We start from the raw sequence: 15,752 nt of genomic DNA on the forward strand, positions 1-15,752 counted from the left end.
TGCTCCTCGCAAAACAGGCTCAGCCTGTTTTACTTCGTCACATTCTCGGCGCGTTGCTGGGCTTCGTCGAGCAGCGTCTGGATATCGCCGTCGGTCATGATGCTTTTGACTACGGCTTCGCCCCAGATCTGCCAAGCTTTCGAATTGTCTTTGGTGAACGTCGGCAAGCCCATCACGTCGCCGGACATGGCTTGGTAATGCAGATACATTTCCGGGTGCTTTTCCTGGTACTCTTTCGATTCGCCGATCGACTTCAGGATCGGGGAACGGGTATTGGAATCGGCGACGAGCTGCTGGATCGGTTCGCTGTACATGACTTTGATATAGTCGAAAGCCGCTTCTTTGTTTTTGGCGTCTTTCGGCACGGAGTGGAACGCCGCGCCGATCGTGACGTTGGCCGCTTTGCCGCTGGGCGACAGCGGAATCGGCGCCATGCCGAGATCCAGCCCGGCCGTTTGCGATTCCTGCACTCGCCACGGGCCGTCGATCAGATAAGCGATTTGGCCTTTGTTCCAGGCGTCGAAATACGAACCTTCGTTGTTGTTGACCATCAGGCCCGGCGGATGCGCGGCGTTCAAGTCTTTGAGCAGCGCGACCGTCTCGGCATTTTGCGCGGAGTTAAAAGCAGGCTGTCCATTGTCGTCCGCGAACGCTCCGCCGTTGATCGCGATCAGCGCGCCGTAGCGCAGATAGCCGCCGAAGTTCGGAGCCGCGTACACGCCGCCGCCGTAAAATTTGCCCGCGCCGGCTTCGGTGACTTTTTTGACGTTATCGCGCAGTTCTTGCCAAGTCGTGATGCTTTTATCCGGGTCGATCCCGGCCTGTTCGACCAGCTTTTTATTCCAGAACAGACTGCTCACGCCCGGTTGGGCGGCAAGTCCGTAGATTTTGCCGTCGACCTCCATCGGTTTCCAGGCGGCGGGCGATACCGTGTCGCGGATCTCGTCGGCCATCTCGTCCGGGAAAGGCTCCAACAGCCCTTGCTGCGCAAAGCCCGGCATCTGCGTTTCGCCCACGATGATGTCCGGAATATTTTTAGCCAGGAAGCCCGCCGTTTGCTTTTGGATCAGCGGCTCGCCCCAGCCCCAATCTTCGGTCACGACTTCGATATTTTTGCTTTTCAACTGCTCGCTGATAATTTTCTGGTACTGAAGCGGGAACGTCTCGACCGGCGAACCCGGCGTGTAATCCAGGCTGATTCCGTCGTCCGTGTACTCTTTTTCTTTGGCCGCGAACAGATCGTCCAGCTTGCCCACTCCGATCGACACCGCGCCTTCGTTCAACACTTTGATCGTGGTCATGCCCGGCGTAGACGATACTTCGCCACCCGAACCGTCCGTACCCGTGCCGTTTTCTGTTGCTCCTCCGCCACCGCACGCCGACAACGCTGCTACCAACAAAGCCGTTCCTGTTAAAGCCGCAATCTTTCTGATTTTCACATGAACCCCTCCATATCAAAATCGCACATCGTTGGAGCTGTTACTTTGCCACCAATTCTAACGATGTAACGGACTGGCTTTTTTACGCCTTCACTATATCACGACATTTAAACATATTCAATATATCAAATAGATTTTAGAAAGGTTTTATCCTTTGATGCCGGTATTCGCGAGTCCTTGCACGATATATTTTTGGAAAAAGAAGAACAAGAACAGCGCCGGAAGCGTCGTACCCAGGCTTAATGTGATAATGAGCGGCCAGTTCGGTACGGTTCCCGGACTAGCGGCTGCCGAAGACAATCGGGTGATCGCCGCAGGAAGCGTTTGCAAATGATCGGAAGACGTGTAGAAAAACGGCGTGATAAAATCGTTCCAGGTCGCCAGCGCCGTCGTGATCGCGATAAACGCCATAATCGGCATTTGCAGCGGCAGCAGGATTTGAAAAATGATGCGCAGCGTCCCCGCCCCGTCGACTTTCGCCGCTTCGTCCAGCTCATACGGCACTTTTTCCATCGACTGCTTGACCAGGAACGCGCCCATGATATTGATGCTCGGACCGCCGATTAAGTACACCCACCATGTATCGAGAATGCCCGTGCCGCCCGTGAAAATGTTATTACCGCCTGCAAAAGGCCATCTGGCGAATTGAAGATACGTCGGGATCAGCGCCACGGTAGCAGGAATCATCTGGGTCGCGAGCAGCGTTAAAAAGATGACTTCTTTGCCCCGGAACTTCAAACGCGCAAACACGTATCCGGCCAGCAGCGCGGTCAGCAAAGCCCAAAAGGTCGCATATACCGTCCGAATGGTCGAGTTGAGGAAATACTGCTGGATCGCCGCGTCCGCCGAACCGTTAAACAATACGAGGAAATTATCCCAGGTCGGCTGTTTGGCGAACGGCAGCAGGCCGAGTACCGTGGTCATAAATTCTTCTTCCGTAAAAAAGCCGACCGTGACCATAAAGATCAGCGGATACAGCAGTACCAATCCGACGCCGAATAACACGAGATGCGCAAACAAGTATTTGGGTTTGAACTGCATCGCCAATTTTTTCGAAAATTCCTGCATGTTCATAGACCTCCTTTGCGCAGTTTACGGCTTCTGCGAGTGGTGATGCTGCGATCCGATACGGTCGACCAACGGTAATAAAACACGGTCGCCGTCAGCACGACTGCCGCCATAATCAGCGAAGACGCGCCCGCCATGCCGAGGTTGAAGTCCCAGAACGCGTCGCGGTAGATGCGGAACACGAGCACTTCGGTCTGGCCGTACGGCCCGCCGTTCGTCATGAACAGCACCTGTTCGTAAATCTGGATCGCGCTGATGAGGTTGGTAATCACGATATACGTTGCAATCGGTTTCAATCCGGGCAACGTCACATTCATCAGCTTGGCAAAACGCCCCGCTCCGTCGATATCCGCCGCTTCGTACAACGCCGTATCGACCGATTGCAGTCCCGCCAACCAGATCAACGCCGCTCCGCCTACCCCTTTCCAGACCGAGTAGACCACGATCCAGAACACGCCCCAGAATACGGAATATTGCCACACGATCGGCGGCTTGCCCATCGAGACCAGGATGTTGTTGATGACCCCGTTATTCGTATCGAGCAAAATATTGAAGATCTGCGTCGTCGCCACGGTGGAAGTGACCGCCGGGATATACCAGACCGAACGGTAGATGCCTTTGCCGAATAGCGGCATATTCATCAGCAGCGAAGCGCCGAAACCCGCCAACAGCGTGATCGACGTGACCAGACCGCCGAGCCAGATCGAACGCCACAACGCCTGATAATACAGCGGGTCCTGGAAAAAGCGCACGTAATTGTCGAACCAGACAAACTTGGGACTGTCCGAGATGCCGATCCATTCAAAAAAGCCGAGCACGAAACCGAACAATGTCGGAAAGCCCGACAGCACCAGCCACCATAAAATCATGGGCGTCAAAATGATCGCCGCGATCAGGCCGTCTCTTCTTTTGACCGAAGATTTTCTGGGGAACTTGCGCAACTCCCGTCCGATCGCGAGCTGGCCTCCTTCCGGCTCTACCGTTTTACCGTCATTGCTTATCATAGTTCGATCCTCCCTTTGGTTGTGAGACCCGCTTCTACGAAGAGTACATGATTAATTATATTCATTATATTAAATTGGTCAAATGTTTGATAGGAAGGCAAGGGGGATGGAGGAGGAAATTCGCTCAAGGCGCTGTTTCACTCGGAAAGCGGAATTGGATTTGGATAGGAGCTTTCCGAGTTCAAAGGCGTCTTTCGCTGAATTTCCTCCTCCATCCCTGGCCTTCCGTGTGGGGCGGGAAAAGAAAAAAAGTGCCGCGTTGCGGCACTCTTGGGTCATTTGGGTTTATGAAAGTTTGGGCGGAGAAAAATTTTGAGGGCGGTAAGGTTAGAATGCAAGGTTGCGGCGTGTTTAAGGACTTTCCTGCGTGTAGCGTGTATCTTTTTCCGACTTTTCGTTCTCCTCCGCAGTCCGGTTTTTCGGAGTTTGCTTACATGCCACAGAACAAGTGAGCTGTCGGAGAGCCTTGTTTTTATTCGGCAGAAGGAGCGGGGCCTGTCGTTTTGCAAACGACCAGGCGAGGGGGAAGGATGACTTTACGGAATTCTTTTTGGTGGCGCTTGGCGTGTTCGATCGCTTGCATCAGAAGTTTGACGGATTCGGCGCCCATTTTGTATTCGGACTGGTCGATATGGGTCAGCAAGCTCAGTTCTTCGAACAGCGGCGTCGGATTGTCGAAAGTGATGATGGAAATGTCTTCGGGAACCCGGAGGCCGACTTTGCGCGCGATCGAAAGCATTTGTACGCCGAGCGAGCAGTTCAGCGCGATATAGGCGGTTGCCATGCGATTTTGCATAAAACGATACAACGGATGCGAAGCGTCGATTTCTTTGGCGGGCGCGTCGGGGCGGTTCAGATGATCGACGTCCAATTCGAAATCGTTCAGGATCAAGGCCGGGTTGATCATCGTCCCTTTTTGCTTGAGCGCATCGAAATAGCCTTGTATCCGATCGTCGACGGACACGGTCATCATCGGGGAATCGGTGCAGATCGCGATGTTCCGGTGTCCCAATTCCCACAGATGATCCACGGCCAGCATGGATGCGCGCGGGCTGTCGGAAGCAACGACGTTCGTTTCCACCCCCGGCAGATGGCGGTCGATCAGCACGAACGGGTAATTTTGCATTTTGAGCGCGATGATTTCTTCGTTATATACTTCCGCGTCCACGGGGAAAATAATCAGCCCGTCGACGGTCGCTTTCAGTTCCCGGATCACTTCTTTTTCTTTTTCTTTGGAGTTGTTGGTGAGCATGATATGCAGCGAATAGCCCTGGGCCTGAAGCTCGTCGGTGACGCCCCGGATCAAACGGACGGCAAAATAATCTTCCAGCGTAGGAAAAACCAAACCGATCCGCATGCCGCCGGCGCGAACCGGTTGTTCGATCATAGGCGCAGCGGCCGATTTATCCGCGATCTGCGATTCCGGAATGCCTTTGATATACGTCCCTCTCCCCGGTATGCGGTAGATCCAGCCGTCTTTCGCCAGTTCCACCAGCGCGTTCACGACCGTGATCCGGCTGACGCCGAACTCGTCCATCAACTCTTTTTCCGTCGGAATCTTCTGGTCTTCGACCAATTCTCGGGATGTAATGCGTTCTTTGAAATGGTTCTGTATCTGAATATAAAGCGGTTCTCTTTCCTGATTCATCCCCTATGACTCCTTTCTGCTAACGTGCAGGTTAATGACTTTTATTATAACAAATATATTAAAAGGTGTGGGGGAAGGCAAGAGGGATGGGGGAGGAAATTCGTTCAATGCGCTGTCTCACTCGGAAAGTTGAATTGAATTTGACTAAGGAAGCTTTCCGAGTTCAAAGGCGCCTTTCACTGAATTTCCTCCCCCATCCCTGGCCTTCCGGGTAGGGAAAAGAAAGAGGGTGCCGCTGTGCAGGCACCCTGGATTTGTCGAAGATCTAGACTTCGACAAAGATCTTTTTTTATTTTCTCCGGCTTGCTGGAGTCCTTTTATTTAGCGCAGCTAAATAAGGGCTTTCCGGTTCGCCAAGCCAAAAGGCATCCGAAGGCCTTTCGCCCCGGCAAAGCGCCGGGCGAAGGGAGAAATTCAGGGAGAGACGCCTTTGAACTTAGAACGATTCCTTATAAAAATTCCAATCCGCTTTCTAAGTGAGACAGCGACTCGACCGAATTTCTCCCGCAGCCCCCCAAGCTTCCACAGCGAACAGGATCTCCAAAGATGTCGTTTTAGTGAACGAAGATCAAGAAGGGTCGATCGGCAGGCCGAGGTCTTCTCTCATCAGTTGGAAATAGTTGTCCGGACGAACGAACACGATATTCGGGTTGGAACTGAAATGATCCACCACGTTGACGAAATCCTGGTAATCGACGTCCCACGGATTGGCCTGGATGCTCACAAAGCGCGGAGCGGTTCCGTCCCATCCGGCGATGGCGTTGTTGATCTCAAGTTCCAGCGTGTCGTACGAATAACAATAATTGGCGTTCAACACCTGGTTCGGCAGTGTGCCGTCGAAAACGTTGATATTGCCGTTGCCGCCGCCCTGCGCGGTCATGCCGAGCAGATTCGGCGCGTTTTGCGCGAAGCTCTCGCCGACGTTTTGGTTCGTCGATCCGGTGATCGTATTCCAGATCGTGACGACTTTCAGCCCGGCGCGTTCCATGTAATCGCCGGATAACGCGGTATATTCGTCGAGATACGTCTGGTTGTTCCAGTAGTTCGGATACGTGTAGCCGACGCCGCTCGGACCGGCGATCAGGGCATCGTTGGCCGTGGCGGTATCGTACAGGTAATCGAGCACGCCCGGCATGGCGTCCAGCATGGCAGGCGATACGGTCCAACCGAGCGGAATATCGCCGCGGTTGGCCGAATCCCAGATTCTTTTAAAACGATGCTCCATGTATTGCAGATTGTCGCCGTCGCTCAGGATCAGCGAAACGTAGATTTTGTCGTCGAGCTGCGGCTTGGCCGGAACCGGCTTCACGTCGACGTTGCGGTCCGTGCCGCCGAAAACGGTCAGGTTGGAAGAAAAGTCGCTGGCGATAGTCGAGATGCCGTATTCGGACGCCGTTTCCACGCCCAATTGCTCGGCCGGCCACCAGCCCATATAGATGCCGCTGCCGTAAGGCATATCGCCGAAGAAGTCTTGCAGCAGCGCTTTTTCGGCCGGAACCGCCGGATCGAGCCAGACGGTCGCTGTGCCGACGGCGGTCGCGTAATCGCGCAGGAAGCCTTTGAGATCGGGGTTCAGCCCCACGATCACGGTATGCGGCAGATCCGGCCAGTAGTTGTCGTACAGATCCTGATACACGGCCAGCTTGTTGGCGTAATCGCCGCGCAGATCGTCGAGGATCGGCAGATTATACGGCGCGGCCGTCAGCTTGCTCACCAGGCTCGGCGGCGCGACGATTCCGTCTTCCAGCGAAGCGATCGTCGTCGCCAGGTTAAGCGTATCCGGCACATTGTCGTCATAGACGACGATCCCTTCGATCTCGCTCCGGTATTTGGTCAGCAGCGTCCAATTGTCCGCCACGTCCTGATGCCCCAGATTCAACGAATTGAGCCAGTTGTATTTGCCTTCTTCGCCTTTGACCGGGTTATCGTACGAGTAGATTCTCGGCTGTTCGCGGTTCACGATGCCTTTGAGCGACGTGAACAGCGCCGCTTCTTCCGCCCGATCGAGCGATTCCGTGCCGACCGATCCGACTTTGATATACGAAGCGCCGTGCCAGAACACGCGGAATTCCAGCTTGTGACCGGCGGTCGGGTTCACGAAGTCGAGGTGGAAACGTTCGTAATTGGACGCGTAACTCCAATCCTGACGGCGCAGATCGCGGGTCGCCAGCACTTGCCCCGTGTCGTGATCGCGCACGTCGAGCGTGACCATCACGTCATTGTTGGCGGTGTTGTTGTCGATGATCAGATCGAAAAACGCGGTATGTCGGCCAACCGCGACATCGGTGGCATAAGGGCCGTACACCATGTACTTGTTCGGCGCGTCGATCGAAGTCTGGGCCAGCCAACCATTCACGTCCGGGCGACCTGTTTCGTGTAAAATATCCGGACCCATTGCATCGTACTTATACTCGGTTACCACATCCATTACATCGAGAGTTGCAGCAGGTGTCGAAAACGACGGGAGCAGTTGATCCGACGGCCAATTGAGTCCGGCCGCTTCGGCTCGGGGTACACCAGGCCATGCCAACGATGCCGTGAGCAGAGTCAGTGCTACGAGCACCGACCCACCTTTCCTTTTCCAACCTTGCTTCCTGTTCATGCTTCTCCTCCTTGTGAATCGAATGGTAAGGCTTTTTAAGGCAAACAAAACATATCATATATGTCATTTATAATCAATATATTTTGATAGCAAAAAACCGCTTTTCCAAAAAGGAAAAACGGTTCATGAATATAATCGCTTCAATCGTTCCAGGTAGCAAAGGCCCAAACGGCCCGTTCGCAGACGCGACAAAGCAAACGCTCAAGCTGCGGCCACCTCGTTTGTAACGGCAACTACTTGAAAGACTTGGCTCGCGTCGCGCTCAAACTTGCATGCTGCCCCGGTCTTTCAGCAGCTTCATAAAAATCCCGCCGAGCACGCTGCGATGCTGGAACCCGATCTGTCGAGCGGTTACCGTATCCGTCCAGTCGGAAAAAGGCACCCGATCCGCCGTGTCGCTTAACATATCCCGGATCGGGGCGGTCAGCTCCGCGAAGTCCTGCTTATCGTCCGCCAACGAAGCCGCCCACACCAGCCAATCCGACTTCGTATAATCGGCGCGGTTGTCCAACGGAGTGCCGTAAGCGTTTTTCTTGCTTTTGTACCAAGACACCTCGCGCGGGAAAACGGCCGGATCGAACAACTGCGTTCCGTACAGCACGTCCCAGATCAGATTGTATTTCAGGCTCCACGTTCCCGGTTGGCCGAAAGCCAGCACCGTATGGTCGCCGTCGTCGGCCAGTTCGCTCCAGCGTTTCGCCATGTCCCGCGCTTTTTCCAGATACCGGTCCGCTTCCGCCGCGTCGCCTTGCAACCTTTTTAAAATGGAGAAACTGGCGACGCCCATGACCGCTTTGACCGACAGATTGGCGTTGCGCGCCAGATGCCCGGCGAAATCGTCGGTGCACAATTGATTGTCCGGGTCCAAGCCGTACTCGACCAGATACCGTACCCAGGCTTCCCACAAATCCATCTGCGCCAACAAATAATCGCGATTCGCTCCCGCCAGACAGGCGGAAGCCGCCATCACGAGCATATTGCCGGATTCTTCGACAGGCATTTGGTATTCCAATTTGTTTTCGCCGTATACCTGACCGTTGCCGAGCGGATACTGCCCGATATCGTGCGGCGCGAAATCGAACGGCCAATCGCCGCTGCGGGCGTATTTCACGATCGGACGGATCATCGCTTCGACCAACGCCGGGCAATACAGCAGGAACAGCGGAATCGACGGATAGCTGACATCGACCGTCGCCAAACAGCCGTTGCTGTAGCATTCTTTGGACAGGAACAGCAGCTCGCCGTCCGGGTCCGTGACCAGCTTATGCGCCGCGATCGCCTGACGGTACGACAACGCCAGCAGTTCCGCGTACCGCTCCCCGCCCGACTTTTCGCCGTCTTCCCACAATTTTCGGTCAAAAGCCTCGCAGCGTTCGGTCAGCGCTTCGTACTCGGCGAACGCCGCTTCGATCATGTCTTCCGTGCTTTGCCCGTTTCTTTTCCAAAAAGCTTGGAGCTTGTCGCCGAAGTATTCCATCGCGTACACGTCATCGTAAGCCAGAACGGCCAGACGGCTTACCGCCGACGCGCCGACCGGTCCAAGCTTGAAGGTAAGCGCCGCTACAGGCTGCTCATCCCTCACGCTGCGTGGAGTCGCCGACAGGTCTTCCGGCTTCAACTCTTCCCCGCGAATAAAAGATTTACGGAGCGCCGCTGTACCGAGCAACCCTTCGGTCCCTTCTCCTTGTTCCGCGTTCAGGTACAAATACCCCCAATCGATCCGGTGATCGTCGCCGGATCGGTTCAACGGTTGCTGCGTTTCGTGGCCGAGCCGCAACGATACCAGACCGTCAATCTCGGCGCGATCACCCAATACCTTTTGCTCCGGTCGATCGACGCACCATTCGCCGGTCACGTCGACGTAAAGTGTAACCTCATGTTCGCCGCCGTCCGTTGATTGCGCTTCCAAATGGATATACGAAGCCGGGCGGGACAAGACATCCAGATCATCAAGCAACAACGGGGATGTAAAACGAACCGTCAGCCGTACGCCGCCCGCTTCGAACTCGTAGATCGTACTGAGCGGCGTCACGCGGACAGACTTCTGCTCCATTGCCGGAGGCTCGGGATAATACCGTTCGGCATTAGGCTCGGCAAGACCAATAAAGCGAAAAACCTCACCGTCGATCGCGGCCAAACCGGTCATCCCGTGACGTTGACCTGTCCAATGGCGGGTATGGTCATCGGTCAACCGATCCGCGAACGACCAGACGCTGAAATAAGGATCAACCGTGACCAAAGGAACTGCGGAAGGACGAATAGCACTCATCAATGTACACTCCTTATATAAATGCTCTATTTAACATAATCAATATAAAGTATTTAAGTTTGGAGTGCAACGGTTGGGGAAAATCCTATTCTAGCCGAAAAAGCCAATCGAGGGGAATCGGTTCAGAACCGGACGCTATTGTTGCCGATATGCAGGATTGGACGGTAACGGCGAGATACCCGGATCAGCGATCGGTCAAGCCTTTGCCGTCCAAAATACGCGGTGCGCTTTTGTCGATACGGGCTTCGCGGGTTTTGGATTGTTTGGGTTCGGTGAAGTGCATCAGATAGGCTCTTTGGCGACCTGGAGTAAGGGCTTCGAAAGCTTTTTTCAGAGCGGCGTCGTTGTCCAGTCTGGCTTCGAATTCCTGGGGGACGGCATATTGTTCGACAGGCTTCATTTCGACTTTGAGCCCGGCTTTTTCCACTTCGATCGCGTCGCTGAGATAGGCTGCGATTTGTTCGGACTTGGCTTCGATCTCGTCTACACTCGTAAAACGAAGCTGGCGCGCGGCCTGAACTTTTTGCGTCTGTTGAATAAGCAAGCCTTCGTCGTCTTGCATCAGAGCGCCTTTCATAAACAGGATCGCGCAGTATTCTTTGAAGCCGTGCAGCAAAAAGACATTACTGCCGTCGATCGTGTAACAGGGCTGTCCCCATTTGAGGTCCTCAACCGCTCCACTCGCCAAAGCCAGGCTTCTCAGCTTGACGAATTCTGCATGCCACTGCTCGGATCGCTCCATAAAAGCATCGACTTTGGGGTTCGTTGGATGTTGGGTCATTGTAGATTCCTCCATGTTCTGCCGAATAAATGACACCCCCATTATACATCCCTTCCCTACGATGCGCCGCAAAAAAAAGAAGCCCCTGTCTCAGGGACTTCGGGCTGTCGGGAAACATTTTTCACTTGTCCGAGCAGGTTTTCCTCATTTTTCCCGATGCAATCACGACGCTTGAATCAGCTCACCATACGTGGTGTAGCCGCGGCTTCCTGAGGCGTGGCGTAGGCGCGTCCGGCACGGATTTCTTTGCGCAGGTAAGCATCGAAAAAGAACGTGCCTGCCGGAAGAAAACCGAGGATAAACGAGGCCAGCAACTGCTTGAACGACCAACGCAGCTTGAGAAAAGCATGGACGGCGGCCAGCAGGTAGAGAGGGAATAATACGCCGTGGATCATGCCCGAGATCCGTACCGCGTCACCGCTATCGGCGAAGTATTTGAGCGGCATCGCTACCAACAGCAGGAACAAAAACGAGATGCCTTCCAGATAACCGGCAAGCCTGAATCGTCCGAGGATTGTGTTCAACAAGAGCTTTAGCCTCCTTAAAGGGTGGAATCCTACATGAGTTATGTATGCCTGTATTGTATCAGCAGGAAGCTCATTTTCTCCGGGGCAAAATTGACAAAATTTAAAATAACTCTAGTACTCTGTATCAATAGAAGGTAAGGTTACGCTCGTCCGAAACGCACTAGACCCGTGTGCGTTTCGGCCAAACGTAAACCCACTATTTGACCTGATACAGAGTACTAGGGCGTGTCTTCAAACCTCGATGGAAGCAGATTTGAAGACACGCCCTAATCCGACAGCGCCCGCCTCATATTGGATTTCGCTTCCGCCGCAATGGCTTCGTTCCCGTCGTCGACCGCTTGCATCAAGATCAGCATCGGGATATATACCGCGATCAGCCGGGCCAGCAGCTTCGTTTCCCCGTCCGCTTCTCCGTAATTTTCGAAAAATACGCCGCGAGCGCCTGGAGGTAAAAAGCTATAAGCAACGCTCAGATCGCAAGCCGGATGGCCTAAGCTCAGATCGCCCCAGTCAATGATGCCGGAAACGATTCCCTCCTGATTCACAAGCATGTTTTTAAAATGAAGATCGCCATGCAGCAGCACATTGACCGCTTCGACACGATCCTGTTGCAGACTGCTCAGATACGCTTCGATCACACCGGACTCTTCAGGCGACAAGTGTCGCTCCATCTTCTTCAGAAAGTCCTGCAATTTCACTTTACGCGATGCGATATCCGTCAAGTTTCGATGATCTTGCCGAACGCCGCACTCCAACGCCTCCCGCACCGGAAACGCATGCAGTCTCCGCAAAAATTTTGCCAGCGTCTTTGCCGACAAAGCCCGACGTTCTTCCGTCAAACCGATCGGGAAATCTCCGGGCATATAGGCATATCCAAGAAAAGGTGCCGGGTATTCGTCGCTTGCTTCGCCATAAAACAACGGTTTCGGATAAGGGATCGTGATATAGTGCTCCAATTTCGGCAGCAGCTTCCCTTCTATACGAATCGAGTCAACGGCCATTTTTCTTCTCGGAAAGCGGAACACGTACTCGTTACCGACCAGAAAAACCGTATTGTCCCAGCCCCAGCCCAGTCGCTTCACCGGCTTCGATAACAGTTGAGGACATCGTTTGCCGATCAGCTTGCGCGCCTGCTCTTCGTCAACTTCCCATTCCGCATCCCATACATTCGTTGCGCCCATGAATCGTCAGCCTCCTTGTTTCGTTATCAATAATAAATTTTAACATGGCCTTTCAAAAAAACGCATAAAAGACCAACTTCACTTGCCCTTATTGCGGTTTTGGATTATTCTGAGATTAGTAAGAAAAAAAATTTCATAATAAACAATTATTAAAGAAAATATTTTTCAAAAACACATCAGCCAAATGTAAAAGGAGGTTCTCGATGTCTGCTCTTCTCTCTCTTTTACAGGAACAAATCGAGCACTTTTCTCCTCAGGAGAAACGTCTTGCCGCTTACATTTTAGAACATCCCGAGCATGTGCAGCGCCTGGGCATTACGGAACTGGCGGCAGAATGCGGAACCAGCCCGGCGACCGTGACCCGTTTTTGCAAGTCGCTGCGATTCAAAGGTTTTCCTGATTTTAAAATGCGCCTGATCGGCGAGTTGTCGCGTCCGACCGAAGCGGGGACGTATCAGGATATCGTCGCGGGACGCCCGCTGAAAGAGATCGTTCGGGCGATCGAAGCGAATCATCTCGCCTCGATCACGGATACGACCCGGCTGCTCGATCTCGAAGCGCTGGAGCGTGCCGTAACCGCACTTCGTTCCGCGCGGCGCATCGATCTGTACGGGATGGGCACCTCGTCGATCGTGGCGCAGGACTTTTATCAGAAGCTGATCCGGCTTGGAAAAAGCTGCACCGCATTCGCGGACTCCCATATGCAGATTACATCGGCTTCGACGCTGAACGAAGGCGATGTGGCGCTGGCGATCTCCTACTCGGGCGAAACGCCGGAAACGATCGCCGCGCTGCAATGCGCCAAAGACGCGGGGGCGTTGACCTTATCGCTCACCCGCTACGGAACCAGCCCGCTGCCGGGACTCGCGGATATCCCGCTGTTCACGTCGTCGTTGGAAGAAGGCGTGCGGCGCGGCGCTATGGCTTCGCGGATCGCGCAGCTGCATGTCATCGACATTTTGTTCACCGGAATCGTCAGCGAAGGCTTCGAAGAATATGTCCCTATGCTTGAGCAGTCTTACCACAACGTCCGCCAGTATCTCAAACCCTCCGGAGGTGCTTAACCATGAATCTGTTGACCTTTCGTACCGAAGAAGACCTGAACCGCGCCGGCGCCGGCCTGATCGCAAGCCTGCTGCAAGCCAAACCGAAAGCCGTGCTGGGACTCGCGACCGGAAGCACGCCGATCGGCATCTATGAAGAGCTGGTCAAGCTGCATCGCGGCGGAAGCGTAAGCTTTGCCAAAGCCAGCTCGTACAATCTCGACGAATACGTAGGGTTATCGGGGAGCCATCCGGCCAGCTACCGCTGCTTCATGAATACGCATTTGTTCGATCTGGTCGATATTGATCCGGCAAACACCCATGTGCCCAACGGCCTCGCGGTCGATCTGGAGCAGGAATGCGCGTATTACGATGCCATGATCGAAGACGCCGGAATCGATTTGCAGTTGTTGGGCCTCGGCCATAACGGACATATCGGGTTCAATGAGCCGGACGATTCGCTGATTGCCGGGACGCATGCCGCGACGTTGCAGCACCAGACTCGCGAAGCCAATGCGCGTTTCTTCGACTCCATCTACGATGTGCCGAAACAAGCCGTTACGATGGGCGTGGCTCCGATCATGAAAGCGCGTCAGGTTATGCTCGTCGTGCGCGGGGAATCGAAAGCCGAGATTGCACGCCAGGCATTGACCGGACCGATCACGACAAAATGTCCGGCTTCGCTGCTTCAACTGCATCCGAACCTGGTCGTGCTGATGGACGAAGCGGCGGGAGCGTGGACCAAGTGAGCGGAAAATTGCCGGACGAACGGTTTGCGGAAAAAAAAGGCGTGATCCGCTTCGTCAACGCGCGGATCGTAACGCCGCAGGGCGTGGTCGAAAACGGAATCTGCGAAGCGATGGACGGATGGATCGTGTCCGTATCGCCGTCGGGCGGGGAAGACGGCGAGGAAGCGGGCGAAGCCGGGAATGTTCGCGTGATCGACGCGAACGGCGGCTGGCTGCTGCCGGGCTTCGTGGATATTCATGTCCACGGAGGGATGGGCGAAGACTTTATGGACGCCGGGAACCCCGGCGTGCTGGACACCATCGCCCGGTTCCACGGCTCGCACGGTTCCACGTCGATGCTGGCGACGACCATGACGGCGACGCACGCCATGATCGACAGCGTGCTGGAAGCGGTATGGGCGTATCGGTCGCAAAGCGGGATGCGCGGCGCGAGCATCGAAGGCGTGCATTTGGAAGGGCCGTTTATCAGCCCGCAATGGCCGGGGGCGCAGAACCCGGAGCATATCTCGCTGCCGCGCACCGATTGGCTGGAAGACTGGGAAGCCCGCTTCCCGGGCTTGATTCGCCAGCTCACGCTGGCGCCAGAGCGCGAAGGCGCGCTGGACACGATCGCGTGGCTGCGCGATCACGGCATTACGGCGGCGCTGGGTCACACGGACGCCAGCTATGAAGAAGCGCTGGCCGCCGTCGAAGCCGGCCTGAACCATGCCGTGCATACGTTCAACGCGATGACGCCGCTGCATCATCGCAAGCCCGGCACGGCCGGAGCCGTGCTCGGCTGCGACGACATCGTCGCCGAAGTGATCGCCGACGGGATTCATGTGCATCCCGGCGCGGTCAAGCTGCTGGCGAAGGTAAAAACGGACAGCAATCTCGTCCTGGTCACCGATGCCATGTCCGCCGCGGGTCTCGGCGACGGCGATTATTTCCTGGGCGACTTGCCCGTGGTCGTCAAAGACGGCGTCGCCCTCACCCAGGGCGGCGCTCTCGCGGGCAGCCGTCTCACGATGGCGGAAGGCTTCCGCTTCCTGGTCGAGCAAGCGGGCCTTAGCGTCGAACGCGCCTCCGACGCGGCCAGCGGCGCGCCGGCCCGCCAGGCCGGCATATACGGGACAACCGGCTCCATCGAGCCGGGCAAACGCGCGGACTTCGTCCTGATGGACGCCGCGCTCGAACTGCGCGGCGTATGGGCCGAAGGATGCAAGATCGGATAAATAAAATAACCGCATAAATCCAGTTATTTCGAACAAATTAGCCGTTTCCCGTAAAATAACGACGGATATCCAGTTATTTTCGATCCAATGTGCTGCTTATGCCTCATTTCACCTTTATTAAATGGATATCCGCAGTTATTTTAAAAACCTAATCTGACGTATCTGAAGTAAATGGATTTTGCGGTTATTGCGGGTTTTGTAGCCTCAAGATACACCAAAGCCCCCGA

At 54.8% G+C, this 15,752-nt stretch carries 12 protein-coding genes; 3 read left to right on the forward strand and 9 right to left on the reverse strand.

What is annotated here, in order from left to right:
- Positions 1-29: 29 nt before the first annotated feature.
- From WKI47_RS23985 to WKI47_RS24025, 9 genes are all read right to left on the reverse strand, one after another.
- On the reverse strand, positions 30-1,439 hold the full coding sequence (locus WKI47_RS23985; protein WP_340229726.1) for an extracellular solute-binding protein: 1,410 nt from the start codon (positions 1,437-1,439) through the stop codon (positions 30-32).
- Positions 1,440-1,586: 147 nt separating this feature from the next.
- The gene (locus WKI47_RS23990) at positions 1,587-2,507 is read right to left on the reverse strand and encodes a carbohydrate ABC transporter permease (protein WP_340229727.1); all 921 of its coding nucleotides are present in this window, start codon (positions 2,505-2,507) and stop codon (positions 1,587-1,589) included.
- A 2-nt stretch (positions 2,508-2,509) separates the two neighbouring features.
- Positions 2,510-3,511, reverse strand: coding sequence for a sugar ABC transporter permease (locus WKI47_RS23995; protein ID WP_340229728.1), 1,002 nt, complete (start codon positions 3,509-3,511; stop codon positions 2,510-2,512).
- A gap of 472 nt (positions 3,512-3,983) precedes the next feature.
- A complete protein-coding gene (locus tag WKI47_RS24000; RefSeq protein ID WP_340229729.1) occupies positions 3,984-5,159 on the reverse strand; it encodes a GntR family transcriptional regulator in 1,176 nt (391 codons plus the stop codon).
- A 568-nt stretch (positions 5,160-5,727) separates the two neighbouring features.
- Positions 5,728-7,761, reverse strand: a complete 2,034-nt coding sequence (locus WKI47_RS24005) for a GxGYxYP domain-containing protein (protein ID WP_340229730.1) — start codon at positions 7,759-7,761, stop codon at positions 5,728-5,730.
- A 262-nt stretch (positions 7,762-8,023) separates the two neighbouring features.
- Positions 8,024-10,030, reverse strand: coding sequence for a glutaminase family protein (locus WKI47_RS24010; RefSeq protein WP_340229731.1), 2,007 nt, complete (start codon positions 10,028-10,030; stop codon positions 8,024-8,026).
- A gap of 184 nt (positions 10,031-10,214) precedes the next feature.
- Positions 10,215-10,811 (reverse strand): YdeI/OmpD-associated family protein, encoded by a 597-nt coding sequence (locus WKI47_RS24015; protein WP_340229732.1) that lies wholly within the window; start codon positions 10,809-10,811, stop codon positions 10,215-10,217.
- Positions 10,812-10,987: 176 nt separating this feature from the next.
- Positions 10,988-11,338 carry a DUF3817 domain-containing protein gene (locus WKI47_RS24020; protein WP_340229733.1) on the reverse strand — a complete coding sequence of 117 codons (351 nt, stop codon included), beginning with the start codon at positions 11,336-11,338 and terminating at the stop codon, positions 10,988-10,990.
- A gap of 266 nt (positions 11,339-11,604) precedes the next feature.
- Positions 11,605-12,519 carry a phosphotransferase gene (locus WKI47_RS24025; protein ID WP_340229734.1) on the reverse strand — a complete coding sequence of 305 codons (915 nt, stop codon included), beginning with the start codon at positions 12,517-12,519 and terminating at the stop codon, positions 11,605-11,607.
- A 203-nt stretch (positions 12,520-12,722) separates the two neighbouring features.
- Here WKI47_RS24025 and WKI47_RS24030 point away from each other — a divergent pair, with 203 nt between their 5' ends.
- From WKI47_RS24030 to nagA, 3 genes are read left to right on the forward strand one after another with little or no spacing between them, the layout of a single operon-like run.
- On the forward strand, positions 12,723-13,583 hold the full coding sequence (locus WKI47_RS24030) for a MurR/RpiR family transcriptional regulator (protein ID WP_340229735.1): 861 nt from the start codon (positions 12,723-12,725) through the stop codon (positions 13,581-13,583).
- 2 nt (positions 13,584-13,585) lie between these two features.
- Positions 13,586-14,311: a glucosamine-6-phosphate deaminase gene (nagB, locus tag WKI47_RS24035; RefSeq protein ID WP_340229736.1), complete on the forward strand. Its 726-nt coding sequence runs from the start codon at positions 13,586-13,588 to the stop codon at positions 14,309-14,311.
- A complete protein-coding gene (gene nagA, locus WKI47_RS24040) occupies positions 14,308-15,525 on the forward strand; it encodes an N-acetylglucosamine-6-phosphate deacetylase (RefSeq protein WP_340229737.1) in 1,218 nt (405 codons plus the stop codon). The genes nagB and nagA overlap by 4 nt, the downstream gene beginning before the upstream one ends.
- The last annotated feature ends 227 nt before the right edge of the window (positions 15,526-15,752 follow it).

Source organism: Saccharibacillus sacchari, from assembly GCF_037722395.1.
Lineage (GTDB): Bacteria > Bacillota > Bacilli > Paenibacillales > Paenibacillaceae > Saccharibacillus > Saccharibacillus sacchari_A.

Bases quoted from the DNA above. Each gene is read 5' to 3' on its own strand.
- WKI47_RS23990 (WP_340229727.1), bottom strand. From the start codon at position 2,507: ATGCAGGAATTTTCGAAAAAATTGGCGATGCAGTTCAAACCCAAATAC.
- WKI47_RS23995 (WP_340229728.1), bottom strand. From the start codon at position 3,511: ATGATAAGCAATGACGGTAAAACGGTAGAGCCGGAAGGAGGCCAGCTC.
- WKI47_RS24000 (WP_340229729.1), bottom strand. From the start codon at position 5,159: ATGAATCAGGAAAGAGAACCGCTTTATATTCAGATACAGAACCATTTC.
- WKI47_RS24005 (WP_340229730.1), bottom strand. From the start codon at position 7,761: ATGAACAGGAAGCAAGGTTGGAAAAGGAAAGGTGGGTCGGTGCTCGTA.
- WKI47_RS24010 (WP_340229731.1), bottom strand. From the start codon at position 10,030: ATGAGTGCTATTCGTCCTTCCGCAGTTCCTTTGGTCACGGTTGATCCT.
- WKI47_RS24015 (WP_340229732.1), bottom strand. From the start codon at position 10,811: ATGACCCAACATCCAACGAACCCCAAAGTCGATGCTTTTATGGAGCGA.
- WKI47_RS24025 (WP_340229734.1), bottom strand. From the start codon at position 12,519: ATGGGCGCAACGAATGTATGGGATGCGGAATGGGAAGTTGACGAAGAG.
- WKI47_RS24030 (WP_340229735.1), top strand. From the start codon at position 12,723: ATGTCTGCTCTTCTCTCTCTTTTACAGGAACAAATCGAGCACTTTTCT.
- nagB (WP_340229736.1), top strand. From the start codon at position 13,586: ATGAATCTGTTGACCTTTCGTACCGAAGAAGACCTGAACCGCGCCGGC.